The sequence below is a fragment of the Limnospira indica PCC 8005 genome (assembly GCF_000973065.1).
GTDB classification, from domain to species: Bacteria; Cyanobacteriota; Cyanobacteriia; order Cyanobacteriales; family Microcoleaceae; genus Limnospira; species Limnospira fusiformis.
Genome location: NZ_FO818640.1, coordinates 2,855,343 through 2,879,495 on the forward strand (window position 1 = coordinate 2,855,343; position 24,153 = coordinate 2,879,495).

The 24,153-nt window shown below is 45.0% G+C and carries 15 protein-coding genes and 1 pseudogene; 6 read left to right on the forward strand and 10 right to left on the reverse strand.

Features of this window, described 5'->3' with window-relative positions; all coding sequences use genetic code 11:
* Window positions 1–315: 315 nt before the first annotated feature.
* On the forward strand, window positions 316–5,712 hold the full coding sequence (locus tag XZ46_RS12425; protein ID WP_008050844.1) for a DUF4347 domain-containing protein: 5,397 nt from the start codon (window positions 316–318) through the stop codon (window positions 5,710–5,712).
* 88 nt (window positions 5,713–5,800) lie between these two features.
* Entirely contained in the window at window positions 5,801–6,145 is a 345-nt protein-coding gene (locus tag XZ46_RS12435; protein ID WP_006625632.1) for a hypothetical protein, read from the forward strand.
* A 24-nt stretch (window positions 6,146–6,169) separates the two neighbouring features.
* On the opposite strand, the gene XZ46_RS12440 is transcribed toward XZ46_RS12435, so the two are convergent.
* Window positions 6,170–6,832: a class I SAM-dependent methyltransferase gene (locus XZ46_RS12440; RefSeq protein ID WP_006625631.1), complete on the reverse strand. Its 663-nt coding sequence runs from the start codon at window positions 6,830–6,832 to the stop codon at window positions 6,170–6,172.
* A gap of 103 nt (window positions 6,833–6,935) precedes the next feature.
* On the opposite strand from XZ46_RS12440, the gene XZ46_RS12445 reads away from it, so the two are divergent.
* A complete protein-coding gene (locus tag XZ46_RS12445; protein WP_008050847.1) occupies window positions 6,936–7,439 on the forward strand; it encodes a sterol desaturase family protein in 504 nt (167 codons plus the stop codon).
* 376 nt (window positions 7,440–7,815) lie between these two features.
* Here XZ46_RS12445 and XZ46_RS12450 read toward each other — a convergent pair whose 3' ends face one another.
* Window positions 7,816–9,696, reverse strand: a complete 1,881-nt coding sequence (locus XZ46_RS12450) for an alpha/beta hydrolase (protein WP_008050848.1) — start codon at window positions 9,694–9,696, stop codon at window positions 7,816–7,818.
* Window positions 9,697–10,157: 461 nt separating this feature from the next.
* Here XZ46_RS12450 and XZ46_RS12455 point away from each other — a divergent pair, with 461 nt between their 5' ends.
* Window positions 10,158–11,042, forward strand: coding sequence for a hypothetical protein (locus XZ46_RS12455; protein WP_048895070.1), 885 nt, complete (start codon window positions 10,158–10,160; stop codon window positions 11,040–11,042).
* Window positions 11,043–11,066: 24 nt separating this feature from the next.
* On the opposite strand, the gene XZ46_RS12460 is transcribed toward XZ46_RS12455, so the two are convergent.
* From XZ46_RS12460 to XZ46_RS12475, 4 genes are all read right to left on the reverse strand, one after another.
* Complete coding sequence (locus XZ46_RS12460; RefSeq protein WP_006670420.1) at window positions 11,067–12,077, reverse strand: patatin-like phospholipase family protein; 1,011 nt, start codon at window positions 12,075–12,077, stop codon at window positions 11,067–11,069.
* A 30-nt stretch (window positions 12,078–12,107) separates the two neighbouring features.
* Entirely contained in the window at window positions 12,108–12,740 is a 633-nt protein-coding gene (locus XZ46_RS12465) for an HAD-IB family phosphatase (protein ID WP_006625625.1), read from the reverse strand.
* 526 nt (window positions 12,741–13,266) lie between these two features.
* Complete coding sequence (locus XZ46_RS12470; protein WP_008050854.1) at window positions 13,267–13,497, reverse strand: hypothetical protein; 231 nt, start codon at window positions 13,495–13,497, stop codon at window positions 13,267–13,269.
* 395 nt (window positions 13,498–13,892) lie between these two features.
* Complete coding sequence (locus XZ46_RS12475; protein WP_008050856.1) at window positions 13,893–14,975, reverse strand: metallophosphoesterase family protein; 1,083 nt, start codon at window positions 14,973–14,975, stop codon at window positions 13,893–13,895.
* 74 nt (window positions 14,976–15,049) lie between these two features.
* Between XZ46_RS12475 and XZ46_RS12480 the strand changes: the two genes are divergently transcribed.
* Entirely contained in the window at window positions 15,050–16,495 is a 1,446-nt protein-coding gene (locus XZ46_RS12480) for a YcjF family protein (protein ID WP_008050857.1), read from the forward strand.
* 149 nt (window positions 16,496–16,644) lie between these two features.
* On the opposite strand, the gene XZ46_RS12485 is transcribed toward XZ46_RS12480, so the two are convergent.
* A complete protein-coding gene (locus XZ46_RS12485; RefSeq protein ID WP_008050858.1) occupies window positions 16,645–19,161 on the reverse strand; it encodes a glycogen/starch/alpha-glucan phosphorylase in 2,517 nt (838 codons plus the stop codon).
* A 186-nt stretch (window positions 19,162–19,347) separates the two neighbouring features.
* On the reverse strand, window positions 19,348–19,827 hold the full coding sequence (locus tag XZ46_RS12490; protein WP_006670571.1) for an ankyrin repeat domain-containing protein: 480 nt from the start codon (window positions 19,825–19,827) through the stop codon (window positions 19,348–19,350).
* A gap of 254 nt (window positions 19,828–20,081) precedes the next feature.
* Between XZ46_RS12490 and XZ46_RS12495 the strand changes: the two genes are divergently transcribed.
* Complete coding sequence (locus tag XZ46_RS12495; RefSeq protein WP_006625616.1) at window positions 20,082–20,936, forward strand: methyltransferase domain-containing protein; 855 nt, start codon at window positions 20,082–20,084, stop codon at window positions 20,934–20,936.
* 11 nt (window positions 20,937–20,947) lie between these two features.
* Here the strand turns inward: XZ46_RS12495 and XZ46_RS12500 are convergent, their stop codons facing one another.
* Together XZ46_RS12500 and XZ46_RS12505 are read right to left on the reverse strand one after the other, a co-directional pair.
* Window positions 20,948–23,383, reverse strand: coding sequence for a DUF1565 domain-containing protein (locus XZ46_RS12500; RefSeq protein WP_008050860.1), 2,436 nt, complete (start codon window positions 23,381–23,383; stop codon window positions 20,948–20,950).
* Window positions 23,384–23,609: 226 nt separating this feature from the next.
* Window positions 23,610–24,107, reverse strand: a pseudogene (locus XZ46_RS12505) (HNH endonuclease); the annotation flags it as partial.
* Between the last annotated feature and the right edge of the window lie 46 nt (window positions 24,108–24,153).

A 24,153-nucleotide genomic window follows, 5' to 3' on the forward strand; every position in this document is an offset into this window, starting at 1 on the left:
GATACAACCGTAAATTACCAGATTTGACTCGGACTCAGCCTCCAAATTGCGCTCAAAAGTTCAGTAAAAATACTGAGGCGATTTAAATCAAAATCTGTTATTTATAGAATAGGACTCAACAGGAAACACCTTAAAACTCAATTAAGGATTCCAATTAACGCTCTTTTAGGTTGGGCGGTGAGTCAACGGGGTTGGTGCTTCCTCCTGGTGGCTGAAAGGAAGTGCCAATTCTTTTACTAATGGAATTGGCAAATTAAACCTGAATTCATTAATCCAGGGTTGAATCTACCATTACACCTTTATGGATTATGAATTATGATGGCAATGTCTCGAAATGTAGCCTTATCTGCAACTGGTGCTTTACAGACGGCGAAAAGGTTAGTTTTTATTGACGCAGACCTAGAACATCCCGAAATTTTGGCTGATGGGGTGAGAAATGGCTTAGAAGCGATCATTCTCGATCGCCATCAAGATGGGATAGCACAGATTGGGGCTGTGTTATCTCATTATAGCAGCCTGGGTGCAAAAATTGCCCAGGTTCATATTTTGTCCCATGGCAGTCCAGGCTGTTTATATTTGGGGAGTGGGGTTGTTAATAGCGATACCCTGAAAAGCGATCGCCTTCACGGTTGGCGAAAGGCTTTATCAGAAACGGCTACTTTGTTCGTTTATGGTTGTCGGGTCGCCGCCGAAACCGGAACCAATTTTATCAATCAGTTAGCAGAAATTACCGGAGCAACAGTCGCCGCCTCTGGGGAAATTGTCGGTGCTGGCTATTGGCATTTGGAATATTCTACCGCGACGGTCGAGTTAAGTTTACCGTTGACGGAAAAAGCGATCGCTTCTTATCGGGGAACTTTCGGCACTATTACCGTCACCAATAACAACGATTCTGGACCTGGTTCTTTACGGGAGGCGATCGCTAATGCCAGTGACGGTTATACTATCACATTCGATAGCAGTTTGTCAAGTCAAACCATTAATCTTAGTCAAGAATTAGTCATTAACAAAAGCATCACCGTTGACGGAGAGTCTGCGTCAGGATTAACCCTAAGCGGTGGCGGAAATACTAGGGTTATTGACATCCAAATAAGTCCTGATTTTATCCCTCCATCAGTCACCTTAAAAAATCTAATTATTGCGGACGGTCTAGCCACAGGAGAAGGAGAAGATGGCGCGGGTGGAGGTATCCGCATGGCGAGTCGAACATCTTTAACCTTAGAAAATAGCCAAGTCAACAATAATCGCGCTGAGTTTGCGGGGGGTATTTTAACGGGATTTAGAAGTAATACAACCATCATTAATAGCCAATTTGACGGCAATGATGGAACCGCTGGAGGAAGCGAACGGGGAGGGGGTGCGATCGCCACGAAAAGCGCCGGAACTCTGACAGTGATTGACAGCACATTTACCAACAATAAAGGTATTAATGGCGGCGCAATTAATCACCTGTTAGGAGACTTAACTGTTGAGGGTTCAACTTTTCGGAATAATGACTCGACCCCTGGAGATTTAGGGGGTGATCCATCGGGTTATGGTGGTGCAATTTTTACTGATGGTGCGAATGCGTCAGGAGAGAATTTTGGACCCGGACCTGTGGGGGGAGAAATTCGGATTAGCAATAGTTTAATTGAGGATAATAAAGGTGCTGGACAGGGTGGCGGACTGTTCTTATATGCTTATCCTCCTGACCGTGTAATCATCGAAAATAGCCAAATTATTAATAATGAGGTGGTCGAAAGTAGTCGCGGACAGGCTCTAGGCGGCGGACTGCGACATGGTAATGCAGAGTTAACTATTAACAATACAACCTTTGCTAATAATCGTTCCGAAAATCAAGGTGGTGGGTTGTGGATTGGAGAAACATCTCCAGTGACAATTACCAATACTACTATTTCTGGAAATCGCGCGGAATCAGCGGATGGCTCTGGGTTGGGGGGTGGAATTACCTTCGCCAATGGTACTAATCCCACCAATATTACCAATACTACCATTGCTAATAATTACGCTGGTGGTCAAGGCGGTGGTTTTTGGGGTGGTGGGGATAATGTGACTTTAACTAACACAATTTCCGCCTATAATGTGGCGAATAATCGCGGCAATGATTGGAATATAAACCATCACACAGGAACTACATATAATGATGGCGGTGGTAATATTCAATCGAATGAATTGAACCCTAACGATACCTTAATTACCAGTAACGTTACATTAGCCGATCCACTCCTGGGAGATTTACAGGAAATTAATGGGGTATTAATTCATCCCCTTTTACCTGGAAGTCCAGCGATTGATGGCGGAATTACTGTTAATACAATTACGACAGACCAGCGGGGAGCAACTCGTCCGGTGGATGGAGATAATAGCGGGACAGCGGAGTTTGATGTTGGCGCTTATGAGATGATTCCTACCATCGATGAACCCAGTTTAATTGTTACTAATAATAATGATGCGGGGGAAGGTTCATTAAGGGAAGCGATCGCCAATGCAGCATCGGGAGATACCATTACATTTGCAGCGGAACTCACGGGGGGAAATACTATCACCCTGACGGGAGGACAGCTAGAAATTCCGGTGGGTAAAAACCTGATTATTGACGGGGGTAATAATGCCAATTTAACTATCAGTGGGAATAACATTTCTCGAGTATTTTATCTAAATTCAACCTCAGCGAATCCCACGAGTTTAACCATTCAAAATCTGACGATCGCCAACGGATATACTCCCGAAAGAGGTGGGGGTATTGCGACCACACACCAAGGGATTTTAACAGTCGAAAATGTCACCTTTAACGACAATGTTGCTGACCAGGGTGGCGGGGCAATTTTTAGCGCCTTTGAGGGAAGATTGACGGTTAATGAAAGTGATTTCAATCGGAATAAAGCGATCGCCGGGAATGACGAAAGAGGTGCAGGTGCGATCGCCTTTCGGGGACCCAATGAAATTATCGTCACCGATAGCGACTTTATCGGAAATGAAGGCATTAATGGCGCGGCGATTAATAGCCTAAATGGTCGGTTAACTGTGGAAAATTCCCGGTTTATTAATAATAGCACTACTGCCGCGTTTTACGATACCGGAAATGATAACCCTTCTTTAAGGGGATATGGTGGCGCAATTTACACCGATCGCGCCAGTACATCCAGTAATGATACATCGGGAACGATTACCATTAGGAACAGTTTATTTGAAGGAAATAGCGGACGCGGCGAAGGTGGTGCGGCTTACCTATACACGGGAACCCAAGATAACGTCATCGTTGAATCCAGCGTTTTTAAGGATAATGAAATTCTCCCGCTTCCCGGTGGAAATGGCGGAAATGGTGGTGCGATCGTTCAGATGAACAACGGCTTAAATCAAGGATTTGAAGTCATAAATACAGCATTTGTTAACAACACCGCCGCCAATCAGGGGGGTGGAATTTGGATGATGAATGCGCCGACTGTCATCACTAATACGACCTTTTCGGGAAACCGCGCCGAATCTTTGACGACTTCGGGAAATGGTGGTGCGATGGCTTTATATGGTCCTGCTGATATCATCAACACTACCATTGCGGAAAACTACGCCGGATGGGTGGGTGGCGGTATCGTCGCCTCTGCTGACCAAACGGTTACGGTCCGAAATACGATTTTCTACAAAAATACTGCTGATAACGGTACGAATAATTGGGGGATTCAACAACACACGAACCGCGAATTAGTTGATGGCGGCGGTAACATTCAATGGCTGGAAAAACTCACGAACCTTGCTAATGATTATAACGCGACTGCTACGATCGCGATCGCCGATCCTCTATTGGGTCCCCTGCAACATCAAAACGAAACCTATTTCTATCCGTTATTAGAAGGAAGTCCGGCGATCGATGGTGGTGTCAATGTGGGAATATCCACCGACCAACGCGGCGAACCTCGTCCCATTGATGGTGATGGAAATGGAACTCTTGAATTTGATATTGGCGCTTATGAATTTTCAACCATAACTGAACCGGAACCTGAACCGGAACCTGAACCGGAAGTTGAACCGACTCCTGAACCGGAACCGACTCCCGAACCGGAAGTTGAACCGACTCCTGAACCGGAAGTGGAACCCGAACCGGAAATTGAACCTGAACCGGAAGTTGAACCGACTCCTGAACCGGAACCGACTCCTGAACCGGAACCGACTCCTGAACCAGAGGTGGAACCCGAACCGGAAGTTGAACCGACTCCTGAACCAGAGGTGGAATCCGAACCGGAAGTCGAACCGACTCCTGAACCGGAACCGACTCCTGAACCGGAAATTGAACCGGAACCGGAAGTCGAACCGGAAATTGAACCGACTCCTGAACCGGAAGTCGAACCGACTCCTGAACCGGAAGTGGAACCCGAACCGGAAGTTGAACCGACTCCTGAACCAGAGGTGGAACCCGAACCGGAAGTCGAACCGACTCCTGAACCGGAACCGACTCCTGAACCGGAAGTCGAACCGACTCCTGAACCGGAAGTGGAACCCGAACCGGAAGTGGAACCGACTCCCGAACCGGAAGTGGGGGTTGAACCTACTCCTGAAGCACAACCGCAACCACAACCGCAACCACAACCGCAACCACAACCGCAACCGCAACCGCAACCGGAACCGGAAGAGACTCCTATTGCTGGACCTGTTCCTGTACCGGAAACTACTCCAGAAAGCAACCTTCAACCAGAGTCGGAATTAACTCCAGTGGTGACACCAAGACTAATACAACCATTAGACATCAGTGGTAGTATTAATATCCCATTGGTAAATATTCCCAGTTTGAATATTGATTCAATCCGCTTAATTAATGTGACTGAGGAGACCCTAGAAGGAACGGAAGCCGACGACTTCAAAGTGGGTACATCGATGGCTGAATCGATATATGGACGGGGTGGAAATGACACGATTTTTGGAATGGGAGGAGACGATAATTTAGAAGGAGGATTTGGGAATAATCTGTTGTGGGGAGGTGAAGGTAATGACTTCATCTTGGGAGGACCGGGAAATGATACTTTATATGGCGGTCAAGGTGATGATTTCCTGTTGGGAGGAGAAGGAAATGATGTAATTTGGGGAGACATCGGAAATGATACTATTGACGGCGGCGAGGGAGATGATTTAATCTTCGGCGGCGAGGGAGATGATTTAATCCTGGGAGGATTTGGGAATAATACGATTTATGGGGGTCAAGGAAATGATACTATCCACGGAGGAGATGGTAATGATTTAATCTTCGGAAATCAAGGAGCTGATTACCTACAAGGAAATCAGGGTAATGATACGATTTATGGAGGTCAAGACAATGATACTCTGTTAGGAATTGCGGGTAATAATCTCCTGTTGGGAAATCTCGGAAATGATTTTCTGGTAGGTGGTTTAGAATCTGATACTCTCTATGGCGGTCAGGGAAATGATACGCTAATTGGCGGGGATGGAGATGATTTCCTGAGTGGTGATAAGGGTAATGATCTTCTGATTGGGGGTGCAGGTCGCGATACTTTTGCGATCGCTTACGGACAAGATACGATCGCTGATTTGGAAGTGGGTGTTGACCAAATCTGGATCACGGCAGCTCTAGATCCTCGACAATTAGCGATCGCTCAAATTGACACCGGATCTCAAATCATCATCGCCGACACCGGAGAGGTCTTAGCCTTCTTAAATGGAGTGGAAGCGACTACCATAGATATAGAAGATTTTACCTTCTTCTAATTCGATGACCCCATCCATCTTCAAAATCATATATTTGCCACACTTAACCGATTTCGGTAAAGTAAACCAAAGGTAAATATTTGTCAATATGAAATTGAAGATTCTACTCACAACTGTGCTGGTGGTTTTCTGCGCTTGGGTGATACCAGTCCAAGCCGCAGAACCCCTCAAAACCTATTCCCTGAACATCCTACCAGAGATGTCCAGACAGAGCATCAAACTTGATCCCCCTGTCACCCAGATGACTGTCAGGATACTAAAGCCTGGAGATGTGGCTATTCCCTGTGGTGATGGTCAACAGACCTATACCTGCACTTCTGGGAAACTCCTCTGGATTCAATCTGACCAGGATCAGCCTATCAGCCAATTTTGGGGTCAGAATACGGCAGAAAAGCCTGTATATCTGACCCTAGAGGTTTTTCAGCAGCTATAGTCTCGAGAAGTTTAAGATGATTCGTCAAATTTGACGATGTGCAATCACTGCATAAAACGGGTCGCCGCCACCGAGTCCTAACATTTGCAAGACCGGGGGGACAGATGACTGATTGATAATTACTTCAGGGACGCTGAAGCCGGGTAATTCCCCACTACGGACTGAGTTAAAGTAGCTTTCTACGAGTTTGACTCGCTGGGGTTCTGTTCCGTCTCGCCATGCGGCGATCGCTTTTTGAAAAAACATCCGGTTAGAGAAACTCACAATCACCACTCCCCCCGGTTTTAAGACACGATGAATTTCACTAAATACGGCTTCAGGATACTGTAAATACTGTACTGATACGCAGATTAACACGGCATCAAATTCGCGATCGCCTAATGGTAATTTCGGGTCTTTATTCAGATCCTGAACAAAATAATGGTTCAGTTGACGGTTACGCGCCAACTCCTCCTCATTCATACCGTGTCCCTCTACATGGGAGAATTTCCGATCATCCGGGAGATGAGACACCCAGCTACTCATCAAGTCCAACACTCTGCTATTGTCTGAAAGGCGATCGCTATATAACCCCCTTAACCTATCAATAAATCCCTCGTCAACATGGGTCACAAATCGCGGATACTCATAAAATAATCTATCCTCGGTTTCGTCTAGTTTACTCCGTTGCTTCCCTGGTAACAACATCCCTAAATTTCTCCTATCCTAGATGATTCTCAAGTTTAACCTAACTATTAATTAAATTTAATCTCTATTGGTTACACTAGCCGCAAATTCTGAGGGTGAAGCCGTGACCGTTATCAAGATTATTCTCATAGCCGTGGTCTTACTATTGACCGGGGATTTCATCTCAACTTTTTTCTATCATGTCCCTGAACATATTTTCGGGAAATATCATGGCGCTGTTCATCATAGCCATAACCGCAGTTTTATTCGCTATGCGATCGCTACCCAAAATCCCCTCGTTTTAATTACTGGATTCTTAGCCGCCTTTCCCTATCTCCTCTTTTTACCTATCTTTTGGTCGATTTCTCCCACCGGTACTATCCTGGGTTTAGTCTTAGCACAATCTCATGTACAATTTCGTCATCTTTCCCCCACTACATGGACTACACCCAACACCATAAACTACATCTGTAAACTTCTCTTTATCACCACCCCAGAAAGACATTGGCAACATCATCGCAACTCCCGAATTGCCTACGGTGATATCTTTACATTCTACGATAAACCTGCTCAATTCTGGTTTAAATTTCTCCTACAATTTAAGCAGAAAATATCATCACAATTATAATGGGTAATTAACTCTCTATAATTACTTCCCTATTCCTTGATCGCTGCTGCTTTAGCATACTTTGATTAATGCCAATATCACAAAATGCCGTTTTTGTCAATACCCCTAAAAAGCCTGGCTAATTTTAGCCCCAAAACTCGTGTCTCGCCAGCTTAATCTTTTGGTCAGACAATAATTTTAATGGCGACATAATCGGGGTTGTAGCCTTTATTTTTGCATATAGACAGAGTAACCCCTTGGGAGCAATTTCTTTGAGCATACCACAACCCCCATAATCTCGTCAACTTTTGGCGAGCAATTGGCAATAAAATTGTATTAATTCTTAACATTCTTGAGAAAATCAAATCTATCTCACCGGAGAAATTAGCAAAACCTATTAAACATTGGGCTTAGAAAAGGGTTGACTGGGACGAAAACGAATAGGAGTATTTTCAATGAGTTGGTAAATGGTGGCTAAAGTATCTGACCGAGAGAGTTCATAGCGGGTAATCAGAAATTGTATAATCTCAAAACTGGGAGTATCAACCCAGTAATAGGCGCCGTGAACATCAATTTTATTAGCAAAGTATAAGAGGGCATTTACTAAATCTATGGGTAAAGCCGTCCCGGCGTTTAACTTCCATTTAACGCCATTTATCTTAGACATTTGGGAACAGTCGAAGTAGTTAAACTTTTCAAACAAATCATAAGCGGAGGTAGGTTCAACCGCCGCCTGAGAATTGACCATAATCCGAATAAATGGTCGATATTCCTCTTGGTCATCATGTGTTTTAACTGTTTTTAGGTAAACATTTCCCAAGCGTAAGCCAGACATAGCGACACTGGGTTCACTAAACCAATTACCCAAAACAGAAAGGTAACGCAGGACGAGATCGCGATCGCTAGAAAACAAATAAATTTCCCGACAGCGGAGAATAGCGGATCGCACATAATTATTGCGTCCCTCCCGCAAAAATTCTAAGGGGATATCTGGAGCAGATAAAATCAAGCGGTCAAGGCGCAAGTATTCCCCCATATCATTGCCTTGTTGAACTAAGCGATCCTCTTTCCCAAAGCGATCGGACAGAATTCGCAGAACATTAACCACCAATAGGCAGCCCATGCTATGACCAATGAGATTAACCTTCAAGGTAGGGAGGGGGGATAATGGTGGTTGTTCCCCTGGTAAAAAAGGCATAGAGGCATAAGGATTATCTCCCAGCGCCTTATCAAGTCGCCAGAAGAACTCTGCTAGGTCTGGTGCGCCGTAGTGAATAGCGCGATAGCGATCGCGCTGATAGACGACAATCCGCAGCAACTGGAATAGGAATAGCCACAGAAGAAACACGCTGAAAGCCACCCACAGCCATTGGCTAATTAAACCAGCCAGAGCATCCCAGGTTATCCATTGCCACAGGGAATCAACAATCGGTTTAATTCCCCATATTGTCAACAGGGGGGCTATTAATAAGCCTAGGACAAAATATAACACAGAGCCGCCCCCAAAAGCTGCGAGAGCCAGACCTACGAGAAACTTTAAAGAAATCCCCCAATAGCGGAAAGGGTCAGTCCATAGACCGGGACTCAAAATCGGTCTTTCTCCCGGCCAGCGATAGCCGATATAGACACTTTTTTCTTCCAAGGTTCCCACCTGATTAATGGGTCCTTTGAGGGAAAGAGACTCCGCCTCATTCACAAAAGCGGGGTAGAACCTTTCTGGGGGGGTGGCATAGCCGTGGGTACGGAGGGTAATGCGATTAAAATTCGCCAAGCGCATCATCTGACCTAGTTCAGCGATATTGAACAGGGGACGAAAGCGATCGCGACTGGGTAATTGGCGGTCAACATTTAGGGAACTCGGGGCGGTGCTGACCACTAAAAAAATATTGCTATGGTAGCGATCGGCATAAACTTCAAAGTTGCGACTGATCGCCTGAGTAAATTCTCGATTATGCCAACTATTGAGAGTGCGGATCACATAATCCTCATTTACCTGAGTCTCAAAGCCTGGGTATTCCAGGAGGTTACAAGACGATCGCAACACCGAGGCGATCTCTGCTTCGGAAGTGTAACCCCCATAGGTCGGCAGTCCCTCCACAGTCCCGGGTTTGGTATTGGGGGGATATGGGTAGCCAAGCTGGACAATGCGAGCTTTCGTCCAAGCGTCTGAAAACGGAGCGGTATTCCGAACAATTGATTCTAACCATCGGCGATCGTTTTCCAAGGTATCGCGATGCCAATAGAAGGGTAGGGTTTGGTAGCTGCGCTCAGTTCCCATATTGATTATCTATGAGTTATTGGGAGTTATATTATCAAACCGCAATTTAGCATTTTTGGCAATATCCCGCCGTCACCAACCCCTGGGTCTGTTTCTTCCCTAAGACATAAATTTTATCGGTTCCCAAAAACTAATGCGATCGGCTAGAAGCCTTAAATAATAGGAAAATTTCCACACTTAACATCAGGGATCAAGGAAACTTAGCCTTTCAATAACTCAAAACAGGTGATATATTATGAAGGCTTTTTGAGTCTGTTGTGGTGTTCAGAGCCTATCCTAAGCCTATTTCCCTTAGATGATAACCACCATCATAGCCACTCAATTCACTATAAACGGGGATAAAAACCATGTAAAACAATTGAACATTTGATTGTGCATCTTGTCAATATTGAAGGCTCCATAGATTATGAAAAGCCTCAAGTTGTCAGCTTCATAAATTTAGGAATTTTTGATTTTTAGTTATGGCGAAAAATCGTGCTGTTTTCAAGCATAAACTTCCATCAGGTAAATACATCAACACCCACCGTTATCATCAGCTAAATTCTCGTCAAAAAAGGCGGATTAATTACCGAATCAATTATTACCCCACCGTGACAGGAATTACTTGGTTTCTGGTAGGTTTTTTGGGATTTTTGGCTATCTACTCAGCCAAAATTAAAATCGAAAAAGATGTCGTTTCTTTGGTTAATTCACAGTCCAATAAAATCGACAAAAAGCTTCAAGCGACTAAGTTTCAGCAGATTAGTCACCGTTGGCTACTCGGTCATTCCTCTGGTGTTCATGTTCCCTTGAATACCCTATTTGCAGATTTAAACAGTCTCGGTGCTTTATCAATTTGTGCCGCCGAAGGAAACTGCGAGACCAATGGAAGACGAACTTCTCTAATTGCCGGTCATTTTGACCCAGCTACTGGCATCCTAAATAAAGGTTTTTGCAGTAACCACGGACGGGGTGGAACCCTACAGGAGGCTAACCAATGGTGTCTACAACACCTCAGATCACGGTCCTTTGTGATTGAACAGCAATTTAGGGAAGTCGGAATTAATCCTAACTCACATTTAGAAGGATTTATCAATGCGATAGATTTATGGAATCAGAGTCCCTATTTCGGCGCAAAATTTCCTCAGTTATACGCTTCTGAACTACGCGGAAGAAAAAAGGGAACTGACGCTATCCTCTCAGCCAGAGTCAACTCATTTAAAATCAATGGCAGTTATGAGCAGACAACTTTGGCTCATCCTCCTATTTGTCCATATTCCATAGATGCTAAGTCCTGTGTCAGACATGATCAGTCAAGACGCATGAATGCTATCTCTGGAGTGATGGAACATTTAGGCTTAAAATAGAGGCAATTAAGAGCAATCCCTCCATTACCTTAGCAATAAATCAACAATTGCATCTAATTCCTCACTATAGTCCTCAGCCAATTGCTGACCGACACGACGAATAGCCTGCAAATTTTCGTCAGATGACTTATCTATGGGTAGCATATTTTTATCCGTCAGGGTTGTATTTATTCTCAGATACTGTTGAGGACTTCTAGTAGCATCATAAATTTGCCTCATTTGATAATCTACGGTTTCCGCCACCCCGGTCATAATAATATCAAACAGGGGAAGTAACCATTGAAACTGACCCCAATTTCTAGCCTGTTCATAAGGATATCCCTTTTTCACGTCCCCAGTTCCCAAAGATAAAATTACCATATCTTTAGCGGTGGGATTATCTGGGAGTTTGCTACGAGCTTCCGCATAAGCACACAAGGTTGGATTATTGGCGAACACTCCCCCATCAACACAGGTATACATTTCATCACCTAAAGACCTAATTGCGGCTACCTTGAAAAAAGTCGGAGCGGCTGAGGTGGCGCGAATTACGTCTCTTACATAATAGTCTTTACTAGGACTGACTACCGCATCATGTTGAGTAAAAAAGTGGGTTTTTCTCCGAGAAATTTCATAGGAGCAAATTAAGGATGGTTTTAATAACTCGCTTAACTTTAAGTCCCCAAAAAAGTTTTGCATCATTAACTCGAATTTCTCATGGGAGTATTTTTCGTTTAACAGTCCCCAAAAGTTTTTGATGGCGTGGCTACAAGGTTGGTAAAAGATATTACGACTATTTTGGTAAAAAAAGTTCCTGGCTTCTTCCGCAGAGCATCGGGGTTTAGTGGGGTCTTGTAGGTCGGGAGATAGGTAAAGACAAGTCATAATTCCCCCGGCGCTTGTCCCAGCAAATAAATCAAAATACTCGACGAGTCTAGCTTGAGGATTGCCAGTTTTTTCCTGAATTTTATGCTCGACACTTACCAAAATTTCGGCGGGTATTAATCCTCGCAAGCCACCACCGTCAATAGAGAGAACTCTGGTAAACTCTGCCATTTGTCAAACTCCTGTTAATTATGGGATTCATTAAGCATTCCAGATTTCTCGGAGACGATCGCGAATATCTAAGAAATCTGTCCAAGCTATATAGGGCTTTTTCTGCTTATCTAAATACTCAGATAAGCGATCGCGCGCAAATACCACCGGAGCAGCGATCGCCATATTTAAGTCCGTTACCGAATCCCCGATCGCAATTTTCGGGTCACCTTTATATAACTCCATTACCCGCACTTTTGCTAGTAATTCTGTGTCCCCTTCAAACTCTGAATATACCCGCAAATTCGGTCCGTCCGTCTCCACATCCACCGCATAAATCCCCGCGACCCGATTAACTAATTCTCCTAATACTGTTTCTACCATAATCCGAATCCCCCCCGATACTACCACCAACGGCACTCCTTGGCTATCCAGAAAGTCTATTAATTCCACCAGTCCAGGACGCATTTCTTTAGTTTTTGAAAACTCGATAATCTCTCCATAAGCCCTCGAGGGTATTGATTCTAGCATCCTTCGCACCCCTGAACGTAAGCTGATCTCATGGGTGTATAGTTTCGGGATAATCTCCTCTGCTGCCTCCGGTGCGAATTGCTTTAGCATCGCCACAAAGGTCTCCTCTGCTGTAATTGTCCCGTCAAAGTCACAGAAAACAACTGGTTTCATTAATTACCCTTCACCAAAAACAAAAGCATCCTAAAGTTTACCTATCAAACTGGCATCCTGGCACTATGCACATTTTTGCTATTTTGTCAACCCCTGCCTCTGGGGCTTAAAACAATATTCGTGTCTCGCCAGCAAATTTCACTCAGGCGATCGCCCACTGCTTACCTCATATTAAATACGGCAATATAGCTGTTTCAGGTTATTTCCTGGTAGCCACAGATACTCAATAACTGCTTTTACCCACACGAAGACTAACTTTAACCTATAGACTCTACTCTATCATCCTGTTCAAGGGCTGTCAAGTGGCGTATTTTCGTGGCTAGTTGGGGCAAGAATGATAATCATTTTCACTCCATAAATTCATCAAGGTTTTGTTATTTGTATCTAACCAATCGCCAACAATAACCAAGACTTATATAAATTTCCTGGGGGTAGCTTATAGTCAAAGTTGCCATTTTCCGATCACGATAGTATCAAGTCAAATGCTGTCCCTTGACAGTCTCGCGCAGTCAAACCGGACAGTTTTTCAATCCATAGAAGATACCGATGTAGCTTTTAATATCAATAACTGACGACGAATTTTCTGGGTGTAAGCATCAAACTCATCAAGTTCTGAGGTAGTAATTATAATCCCTTTTTGAGACAACCTTTGCAGTCTATCCTGGCGTATATAGCCGGACAATTTGAAGTCAGGGTGCTTTCCGTAAGCGAACCCAGAAGATACTGGTAAGTGATGTGTATGAGCTTTGGTGGTCATAGTCGAGGGCTTTCGAGTTAATCATCAACAAAGTAAGCAGTAAGTCTTTAGGCTTATTCCCAAATCTATTCTTCTTTTATACAAACAAGCCATCATATTTGAGTAGGGTATGTGACCATCTATTGACCCATGGGGGGGAGTCAACAGCAACTCAAATTCAAATTTATTTAACAATCAAGCCTAAATCTATAGCGCGCCGAAGAAGGTAGGCAGGAAAATCGATACTTGACAATTTTTCATTCAATCTATCCCCTTTGTGTCTACCCTCTAGCCTCTAACTTATAACCTCTCTCTCATTTTGTCATGAATACACGATCGCCTATTGCTATAGATTGAGACTCCCTTGTAGTCGGTGAGCATAGAATACCCACATTCCCATATTCTGATGACATTATCTATAACCGCAAAATTGTCTGATTATCGATCGCCTCACTGGCAGTAAACCCCTCAAAATACTGTCGCGGTTGGGGGGGGAAGTCAGGAAAATCAAACCTGGCATCACCGCCAGCAATATCCGCCCAAAAATAGCGCAGACGGGGGGCCAACTCCTCGGCTTCTAATTGGGAAAGACCTAGGGGATGCCCCATTAATAACCTCATCATAAACGGAAAGGAGCGATCGCCCATCCATTCCCTAGAAATACTTGCTAAGTCAGGAAAATCGGGAACTGAGACAATGCGGTGCGACTCAATTTCCAGCTTCTGTTGACCCTGATCATCCCTGGAAAAATCGAGGATACGGTAGGGGTGAGGATAACTAACCAAAGAACCGGTAGTGATATCATAAACTCCCCGCCATTGAGCAATATCCTGCACATGGAGATGACCTGTAAAAACTAACTTAACTCCCCCCTCTTCCAGAACCTCCAACAATTGGGGAGCATTCGACAACATATAACGCCGACCTAGGGGGTTAGTAGACTGTCCGGGTAGGTGTTCAATGATATTGTGGTGAATCATCACTAACACCAATTCATCGGTGGATTTAGCCAAAACACCTTTCAGCCAATCTAGCTGCTTTTCGTCCACATATCCGATCTGATTTCCCTGTTCATCAAACCAATTGGAATTGAGACCAATTAAGCGCACTCCCGAGGTTAATTCGCAGGTGTAGTACAGACAACTCCTGTCTTGATAACCGCAGTGGGGATAGTATTCGGGAAACTCGGATAAACCAATTAGGGACCCTTCCCCTACGGCTAAAGGTACATCATGGTTTCCAGGAACTACATAAGCTGGGTAGGGTAGGTTTTTTAGGCGATCGCTTAACCAAGCGTGATTGTCCCGTTCCCCGTGTTGGGTGAGATCTCCCGGTAGCAGCAGAAAGTCTATATCCAGCTTTTCCAGATGTTTAAAGACCTGTTCTAGCGCCGGAATGCTAACTTCCACTAAATGAAAGCGTTGAGGATGATCCCAAATGGTCTCAGGAAGGGCAATATGTAAGTCGCTGGCGATCGCAAATCGAAATTTTAGAACCATAATCTAATACTTTATCATGCAGAACTCTCAGTTTTGATCTAAACTAGAAGCAGGGTTATGGCAAATTAACGGATATGGTTGATTACTTGCGTCGTCCCATCTTAGTTGGTGGTATTGGGTTATCTGTGGTTCTCTGGCTGTGGGATACAGTGGGTGAGTCGGCGGTGGAATTGGGAGAAACAGCAATTTTTGGGGCGATCGCTTTAGGCGGTGGTCTCTGGTGGCTACAGCGAAAACTTCCTCAGTCCGACCAGAACACGAAAAATTCCCCCCCTATTAGTCGGGAAGTGACCCAAGCGGCTATTGAGGAAACGGAAACCTTAATTGATCAGTTAGCGAATCAAGCGGAAACTATCCGGGTGGGAAATGACCTCTCACCGACTCTGGCTGATTGGCGAAAGCAAGTGGCTGACTTACACACAGCTATTGATAGACAAGATTTATACCTGGCTATTACCGGGAAACCACAAGTTGGGAAAACTTCCTTAAAAACCGTTTTAGAAACCACTACCTGGACTCAGAAACATTTAACTATTACGGAAGTTGACCCGGACTCCTCGGATCATTTGCTAACCGCTGATTTAGTTGTCTTTTTGGTAGATGGTGATCTGACTGAACCTGAATATAAAACCCTTGGGAATTTGTGCGATCGCCAACGCACCCTATTGGTTTGGAATAAACAAGACCAATGTCCTTTGGAACATCAGGTAGTCGTTTTAGAAAAACTGCGCCAAACCATGGCTAACCAATTGGCGGCGACTGATATCATTGGTATTTCCGCTTCTCCGAGTCCCATTAAGGTCCGCCAATACCAGGATGAAAATTCCGTTCAAGAATGGATGGAAACACCATTACCGCAAATGGAAACACTTACCGAAAATCTCGATCGCCTTTTGACCGAGACAGGTGAGGCTTTAGTTGTGGCCACCACCTACCGAAAAGCGATCGCACTTCAGCAGACCGTTAAAACCCATTTAAACACAATTCGCCGCCAGCAAGCCATCCCCACCATAGAACAATATCAATGGGTCGCTGCGGCTGCGGCTTTTGCTAACCCAGTCCCCGCCTTAGACCTTCTCGCCACCGCTGCCATTACTTCTCAGTTAGTGCTAGACTTAGGGAAAGTCTACGGTTGCCAATTTTCCCTCGAACAAGCACAGCAACTCGCTAAAACTCTCGGTTCCCAAATGGTAAAATTAGGCTTGGTCGAGTTATCCACCAAAACCTTAACAACCCTCCTCAAAACTAACACCGTCACCTATGTGGCTGGGGGAGTTATTCAAGGTGTCACGGCGGCTTATCTAACTCGCATTGCTGGCTTGAGTTTAGTTGAGTATTTCCAAACCTGCGAAACCGGAAACAACTTTTCCTTAAATATCGAGTCCTTCTCAAATACCCTCAAGTCCGTATTCCAAAATAACCAGCAGTTGTCAACATTACAGAGTTTTGTCGGACAGGCTACTAGCCATATTATCTCACCCAGGGAAGTTTCCCCAACTACCCCTTTATCTGCGAAGTGATAACAGCGGCGGCGGGTCGATTAAACCAAGTCCCAAAAGGGAAGTTAAGTCTACCCGCCAAAAACCGCCTATATATCGAAGCAATCAAGAAAGGGGAAGGTTAATCAAAATTTCCCTTCCTCCCACCCTAATTATATCATGATTAACCCTCAACTGTCAACTCTTAACGCCGTCTGTGGTTGGACATAATCAGCGAGTTGAATGGAAACTGGCGAAGAATGCCAGATCTGATCGCAGTATTCTCGGATAGCGCGGTCAGAAGAGAATTTACCACAACGCGCGGTATTGAGAATGGACATTTTCAACCAACGATCGCGATCGCACCAAACCCGAGAAATGCTATCCTGGCAGTCAAGATAGGATTGGTAGTCAGCAAATAGCATATACTGGTCTTGGTGTAGCAGGGAATCAATCAGAGGCTGAAATAGGGTGCTGTCTTCATCAGCAAAATGACCAGACCCAATCAGATCGATAATCTCCTTGAGTTGAGAATTGCCATAATAATAATCCCAGGGATTATAACCCTCAGCCTTGCGCTGGTAAACCTCATCAGCAGTCAAGCCAAAGCGAAAGAAATTCTCTTGACCAACCTCTTGGCAGATCTCAATATTAGCAGCATCCCAAGTTCCTATGGTCAAAGCACCATTAAGGCAGAACTTCATGTTACCAGTCCCAGAGACTTCCTTACCAGCAGTAGAAATCTGTTCAGAGAGATCAGCAGCCGGATAGAGGATTTGGCATAGTACATTATAGTCTGGAAGGAACACAACTTTCAAGCGATCGCCCACATCTGGATCATGGTTAATCACCTCAGCCACGGAGTGAATCAACTTAATCATTAATTTTGCCATAAAATACCCCGGAGCCGCCTTCCCGGCGAAAATAAACGTGCGAGGGGTAATATTTACAGTCGGGTCTTGCTTAATCCGGTGATAAAGAGTAACAATGTGCAGGATATTCAGATGCTGTCGCTTGTATTCATGAATAGGCTTCACCTGAACATCAAACAGAGACTCTGGGTTAACCGTCACCCCCAAACGCTGTTGAATATGACCAGCCAGAGAACGTTTTAGATCTAGTTTAACCTGTCCCCAACGATAGCGAAAATCCCCATCGTCTGCGAAGCCTTCTAACTGGCGCAAATCATCTAAATGGGTAATCCAATGTTCCCCAATTTTTTCAGAAATCAACTTAGTCATACCCGGGTTATTTTGGACTAACCAACGTCGTGGCGTTACCCCATTAGTTTTATTGCTGAACTTGTGGGGGAACAATTCATAAAAATCTCCCAGAGTATCTTTAGTCAACAATTCCGTATGTAATTCGGCTACCCCATTAATAGAGTGACTCCCCAAACAAGCCAGGTTAGCCATTCTTATATAACGTTCTCCCGTTTCATCAATTAATGAAAGTCTGGCAATTTTATGACCATCACGACCATTACTATTACGGACTTCTTCTAAAAAGCGGCGGTTAATCTCATAGATAATTTCTAGGTGTCGGGGAAGTAGACGACCCAACAAATTTACTGGCCACTTTTCTAGGGCTTCTGGTAGTAAAGTGTGGTTGGTGTAAGAGAAAGTTTGTTGAGTGATTTCCCAAGCATCATGCCACTGGATATCATGTTCATCCATTAATAACCGCATCAACTCTACTATAGCAATAGCCGGGTGAGTATCATTGAGTTGAACCGCAAATTTATCCGGGAAGGTTTCCAGGTTACCACCGGATTTTAGATGCCAGCGAATCATGTCCTGTAAAGCACAGGAAGCCAAGAAAAATTGCTGTTCTAAACGCAGTTGTCTTCCGGGTATATGTTCATCATTAGGATAGAGAACTTTGGTGATATTTTCAGATACCACTTTTTGATCAACCGCGCCGTAATAGTCTCCCAGATTAAATGCTTGGAAATTGAAAGACTCTGGCGCTTCTGCTTTCCACAGGCGCAGGGTGTTCACAGTATTGACTTTATAGCCACTAATAGGAGTGTCGTAGGGGATACCTTTAACTACTTGGTGAGGAACCCAAGTGGCTTGATAGTTGCCTTCTTCATCGGTGTAGCCTTCCGTATAGCCACCAAATTTGACCTCGACTGCGGACTCGGGACGGACGATTTCCCAAGGGTTGCCTTTTTGTAGCCATTTGTCAGTTATTTCTACCTGCCAACCATCTCGGATTTGCTGTTTAAAGGTCCCAAATTCATAGCGGATACCATAACCTATAGCGGGAATTTCTAAGGTGGATAGGGAGTCCATATAGCAGGCGGCGAGACGACCTAAACTGCCATTTCCTAGACCGGGTTCTGGTTCTTGTTCCGCCAATTTTTGCAGGTCTAAACCTGACTCTTCTACGGCTTGTCGAACTTGGTCATAAATTCCCAGGTTGATTAGATGATTGACTAAGTGGGGACCCACCATAAATTCTGAGGATAGGCAAGAGACTACTTTGGTATTATCTGATAGCTGGGTGACGGTGCGAACTGTATTTAACCATCTTGGTAAAAGGCGATCGCGCACCGTGTAAGCTAGGGCTAAATAAAAGTCATTTAAGGTGGCAATTTCTGTATATTTTCCGGTGATATAAAACAGGTTATCTGCTAAGGAATGCCGCAGATTTTCAATACTAACCTGTTGTTGATTGTCGTTATCTGATGAAGTGTCTTTCATAGTTTTTACCAGTTAAATAAGTTGTGAAAATCCAGGATTTGCGAATAATTAATGTCTTCAAAAAATTCCCTATTTACAAGTTGTTAAAATTGGGATTTTTACACCTGGCTTGTATGAGATTAATCCGGATGCAATGGGAGATTTTACACCCGGGAATTATCGTCAATTTGTGCTGGGAAGTATCAGCTAATTATGAGCGTCTCGCCATTTCTTAATCACCGCTACAACTTCTGGATGATTCTCAGAAGATGCCCAAATTAAAGCCGTCCAATTGTTGTTATCCTTAACCCGAAAATTTGCACCCTTATTCAGTAACATCTCAACCATCTGCACATGACCCCTACCAGCGGCTGCCATGAATGCTGTTAAGCCAAAATCGGTCTGAGCATCAATTTCAGCCCCAGCTTGTAGTAAACTTTCAGCTATGGTTAAATGGCCCTGTGCCGCCGCCTCCATCAGCGGAGTCCAGCCATCATTATCTCCCAGGTTAACATCAGCCCCAGCCTCTATCAGATTTTGGGCGATCGCCTCTAGTCCCTGTCCTACTGCTGTCAGCATGGCGGTTGTACCATCATCACCCACAGCATTGATATCTTTTTCCGCAGCTATTAAAGCTGATAATTCCTCAATATTGCCTGTTTTGATGGCTTGAATTAACTCGGTCATAGTCGCTTTACCCTTCTTGCCCTGATGTTATTATCTCATAACCTTAGATTTTGGGAAACTACCAAAAAGCGACTTCTTAATTAATGTTTGATTTGGCTAAAAAATGGGCTATTGTATGAGTTCAATGTACGCTATGATAGCACTAAAATCATGCGATCGCAACCCCCAGACCAGACTGGGGACTGAGACATATAGCATAACAAGTCCGTAGTGCTACCATTGACCCTAATTGATTGTCCATTAGAAAAGCAGCCATGAAATCCACTCTCAATCAACAGATTCAACAGTTTTATGATGCCTCCTCCGCCCTGTGGGAAGAAATTTGGGGGGAACATATGCACCATGGCTACTACGGACCGGAAGGGAATCGGAAAACGGAAAGACGACAGGCGCAAATTGACCTGATCGAAGAATTGCTAAAGTGGGGACTTGATGAGGGAACTCAAACGACTAAGATTTTAGACGTAGGTTGTGGCATTGGGGGGAGTAGTCTTTATTTAGCCGAAAAGTTTAACGCCAGAGTCACAGGCATCACTCTCAGCCCGGTACAAGCCCAACGAGCAGGCGATCGCGCCGCCGAAGCTAGATTAAGTGAAAATGTGAATTTCCAGGTTGCCAACGCCCTAGAAATGCCCTTTGAGGACGAATCCTTTGACCTGGTGTGGTCTCTGGAAAGTGGGGAACATATGCCCAACAAAATCCAATTTTTGCAAGAATGCCACCGAGTCCTCAAACCCGGTGGCACGTTTTTAATGGCTACTTGGTGTCATCGCCCCCTAGGGGGAGAGCAAGGACAACTAACAGACGCAGAACGTCGCCACCTCGCCCAAATTTACCAAGTTTATGCCCTACCCTATATAATCTCATTGCCAGAATATCAAGCGATCGCTACTCGGGTAGGGTTTAATGACATTGACACCGCCGACTGGTCAAAAGCGGTCGCCCCCTTCTGGAATCTAGTCATTGATTCCGCCTTTGACCCCGCAGCCATTTTCGGTTTACTCACCAGCGGACCTTCAACCATCAGAGCGGCATTATCCCTCGGATTAATGAGTCAAGGATATGAACAGGGTTTAATTCGGTTTGGACTACTGCGGGGGACTAAATAATCTAGCCTTGACTAGACAATGTAAGGAGAGTTGATCGCCTCAGCGCGCCCAGTGGCTACCAGAGTTTGATAGAGAATTGCCGAAATTTCCGCACGGGTAATATCCCGTTGAGGAGCGAGGGTAGTCCGAGTTGGATAGTTAACAATAATCCTTCGTTCTGTGGCAGTAGCGATCGCATCTGTAGCATAACTAGGAATCTGACCGCGATCGGTGTAACCATTCAAAGAATTAGGATTACCACCAGTCAACTTGAGACCATTAATCAATGATACCACCGCCTGAGCCCGGTTCAAATTCTCATTAGGTCGGAAAGTGCGATCGGGGAAACCCGCCAAAAATCCCGCCCGGTTGGCTTGTTCAATAGCCATTTTCCCCCAGAAATCAATAGCCACATCCCTAAATGCAGTCGCCTGCTGAATAGGAGCCATATCAAACGCCTTCGCCAGCAAAGCCGCGTGTTGCGCGCGAGTTAAATTCTCATTAGGTCGGAAAGTACCATCAGGGAAGCCACTGATAATATTCATATCAGTCAAGCGCACAATAAATTCTCGCGCCCAATGTCCGGTAATATCACTAAAGCGATCGCTTCCCGGAGGTGGAGTCGGAGTCGGAGTCGGACTGGGACTCGGACTCGGACTGGGACTCGGACTCGGACTGGGACTGGGACTGGGACTCGGACTGGGACTGGGACTGGGAGTCACATTAGCACTAAAATCAATATTTCCCTTCGTGTTAGTGGGGTTAATCTGATTTCCTACAGACACCAAAGTAAACTTCCCAGCATTCTGGACATCATACTTACCATTATTGCGGAAAATATTACCCCCCGCATCTTGAGGGCTACCCAAATCTGGAAAAGCATCTGCAATGACAGTCAAACCATCCTGAAGATTATTCTCAATCAGATTTTTCCGCAACACAGGCTTAGAACTACCCGAAAGTACAAGACCAGTGCGGTTGTTATAAATATGGTTGTCGCTAATCAGCGGAGCCGCAGAGGCTTGAACAGCGATCGCAAATCCAGTATCCTGTAGCTTGTTTCCGCGAATTTCTCCCTTAGCATTTCCCGCCAAAGCGATACCATTACCAGCATTTTTTTCAAAGTGGCTAGTCAAAATCTGAGGGATAGCAGTTCCGGTGACAAAAACCCCCTCCCGCTTGGAGTTAAAAAACCGACAATTAGCCACCACACAATAAACCGACTCGATCCAAACAGCAGTGCCGCGAATTTCCTCATTAGTCACACTCACACCGCGCAGGGTCGAGTTATTTTCCATGACAATAGTTACATTTTGTCCCGCCGCACTAGGACTAGCAAATCGACCACTTCCAGTAATTTGAGTCCCATTACCTTGGCTAGACTCATTACCGATCAACGTGACACCAGAGATCACATACAACGGGAAAGTCTCCCCTGTAGCTGCCGTATAAGTTCCCGGAGCCACTTGTACCACAGTTCCCGCCGTCGCCTGTTGTAAGCCACGGGTGATAGTTTTGAAAGGAGCAGAAGCCGTACCCGCCGCCGAATCATTACCTGTAGATCCGTTAACATGGATAGTAGTGGGTGAGGAAGTCGGAGCGCTCTGAGCCACCACATTGATATTACCCTGAACTCGGCCAGCACTGAGCAAATTACCAAAAGAGGCGATCGCCACTGAGCCAGCATGATTAATATCAAACCCGCCATTATTGCGAATCATATTACCACCCGATTCGCTGGCGCTACCCAAATCAGGAGCCGCATCATTAGTAATTACAACACCATCGCCAGTGTTGCGCTCAATCAAATTACGTCGTAGAATAGGGCGAGAGTTACCAGCAATTAGGAGACCCGAGCGATTTTCAAAAAGCGTGTTATCACTAATGCGGGTCTGAACTTCACCCTTAACCGAAATACCATAGCCCGTATTTTGGAAGGAATTGTTGCGTACTTCCCCTTGAACATTACCCTCCAGCGAGAGGCCATAGCCTTCATTTTCCACAAAGGCATTACTGAGGATATTAGGATAGCCATTACCCGTAGCGTAAATTCCCTCGCGCCGACAGCGGGTAAATGTGCAGTGTACAATATTAGGCGAGGTAGACTCGACCCAAACTCCCGTACCCCTCACTTGGTTATTAGTTACTGTCACCCCCCGCAGTTCAGCGTTAGTAGCCATCACGATAGTAACTTCTTGGCCGCCTGTACTAGGGCTACTATGGCGACCACTACCTTCAATCAAAATCCCGCTTCCGGTTCCCGATTCATTTCCCACCACAGTGACCCCGCTAGGAATCATAATTGGGAACTGTTCCCCAGTAGCGCTATTATAGGTTCCAGTTTCTAATTGAATGAAAGTTCCTGATTCAACTTTAGCGCAGGCTGCCGTCAGAGTTTTGTAGGGAGATGATTGGCTCCCGTCGCCCTGATCGTTGCCAGTAGATGGATTAACGTAAACTGTTGCCATAATTCTATTGTTGTTGGTGTTGCCAATTTCTGCAATATTTTCGGTAGCTGTTAAACCGCCTAGTTGATGGCACTTGCCACCAGTAACGTGGCGGATTTAGCGGTAGTGGGGGTTCTGTCTGACCCACAATCGGGAAACCATCGCGCACCATTAGGGGTCGAGAATGGAGTCGCCTCCATTCCCTCCCATTCAGAACCGTGCGTGAAAGTTTCCCTTCACACGGCTCCTAGTCTGACTGTTCCATTGTTAAGGATACAGCTTTGGCGTTGTTTAACGCCGTTTTATCATCGTGACAGTGGCGGTGTAATAGTTGAAGATTCTTATATTCATCCTTTCCACCTTGGCTTCGAGGTATAATGTGGTCTACTTCAACTAAATCCGATGGTGCGAAATACTGTCCACACCAGGTACACCTCCCCTTTTGCTTCTTGAGTAGTTTGGCTACTCTAATTGGCGTATCAATTGCTTGTCCTTTCCTGGTTGCCCAGTAAGTCCAATTTCCGTCGTATGGTGTTGCTTCCGGGCGTATTAGGGTATGTCTGACAATTGGAGTCCAGTTATGTTTCCATAATTGAATTCCATCCTTAGTCTTGAATAACCAAGTTTCATGTCTTTCTTTTCCGTTGCTAAGTTTAACCGTTCCTTTGTGGAAGTAGTTTCCTAGCTTTTCGTAACTTGCCTTTCCGCATCTTGATGATGTCCATGCCCGTAACATTAACCAAATGGTAGGGGTCGAAAGGAAAGTCACCTTTCCCAACTCCCATTCAAAA

Coding starts and splice junctions, on each gene's coding strand:
- XZ46_RS12425 (WP_008050844.1), top strand. CDS start 316: ATGATGGCAATGTCTCGAAATGTAGCCTTATCTGCAACTGGTGCTTTA.
- XZ46_RS12435 (WP_006625632.1), top strand. CDS start 5,801: ATGAAATTGAAGATTCTACTCACAACTGTGCTGGTGGTTTTCTGCGCT.
- XZ46_RS12440 (WP_006625631.1), bottom strand. CDS start 6,832: ATGTTGTTACCAGGGAAGCAACGGAGTAAACTAGACGAAACCGAGGAT.
- XZ46_RS12450 (WP_008050848.1), bottom strand. CDS start 9,696: ATGGGAACTGAGCGCAGCTACCAAACCCTACCCTTCTATTGGCATCGC.
- XZ46_RS12455 (WP_048895070.1), top strand. CDS start 10,158: ATGGCGAAAAATCGTGCTGTTTTCAAGCATAAACTTCCATCAGGTAAA.
- XZ46_RS12460 (WP_006670420.1), bottom strand. CDS start 12,077: ATGGCAGAGTTTACCAGAGTTCTCTCTATTGACGGTGGTGGCTTGCGA.
- XZ46_RS12465 (WP_006625625.1), bottom strand. CDS start 12,740: ATGAAACCAGTTGTTTTCTGTGACTTTGACGGGACAATTACAGCAGAG.
- XZ46_RS12470 (WP_008050854.1), bottom strand. CDS start 13,497: ATGACCACCAAAGCTCATACACATCACTTACCAGTATCTTCTGGGTTC.
- XZ46_RS12475 (WP_008050856.1), bottom strand. CDS start 14,975: ATGGTTCTAAAATTTCGATTTGCGATCGCCAGCGACTTACATATTGCC.
- XZ46_RS12480 (WP_008050857.1), top strand. CDS start 15,050: ATGGTTGATTACTTGCGTCGTCCCATCTTAGTTGGTGGTATTGGGTTA.
- XZ46_RS12485 (WP_008050858.1), bottom strand. CDS start 19,161: ATGAAAGACACTTCATCAGATAACGACAATCAACAACAGGTTAGTATT.
- XZ46_RS12490 (WP_006670571.1), bottom strand. CDS start 19,827: ATGACCGAGTTAATTCAAGCCATCAAAACAGGCAATATTGAGGAATTA.
- XZ46_RS12495 (WP_006625616.1), top strand. CDS start 20,082: ATGAAATCCACTCTCAATCAACAGATTCAACAGTTTTATGATGCCTCC.
- XZ46_RS12500 (WP_008050860.1), bottom strand. CDS start 23,383: ATGGCAACAGTTTACGTTAATCCATCTACTGGCAACGATCAGGGCGAC.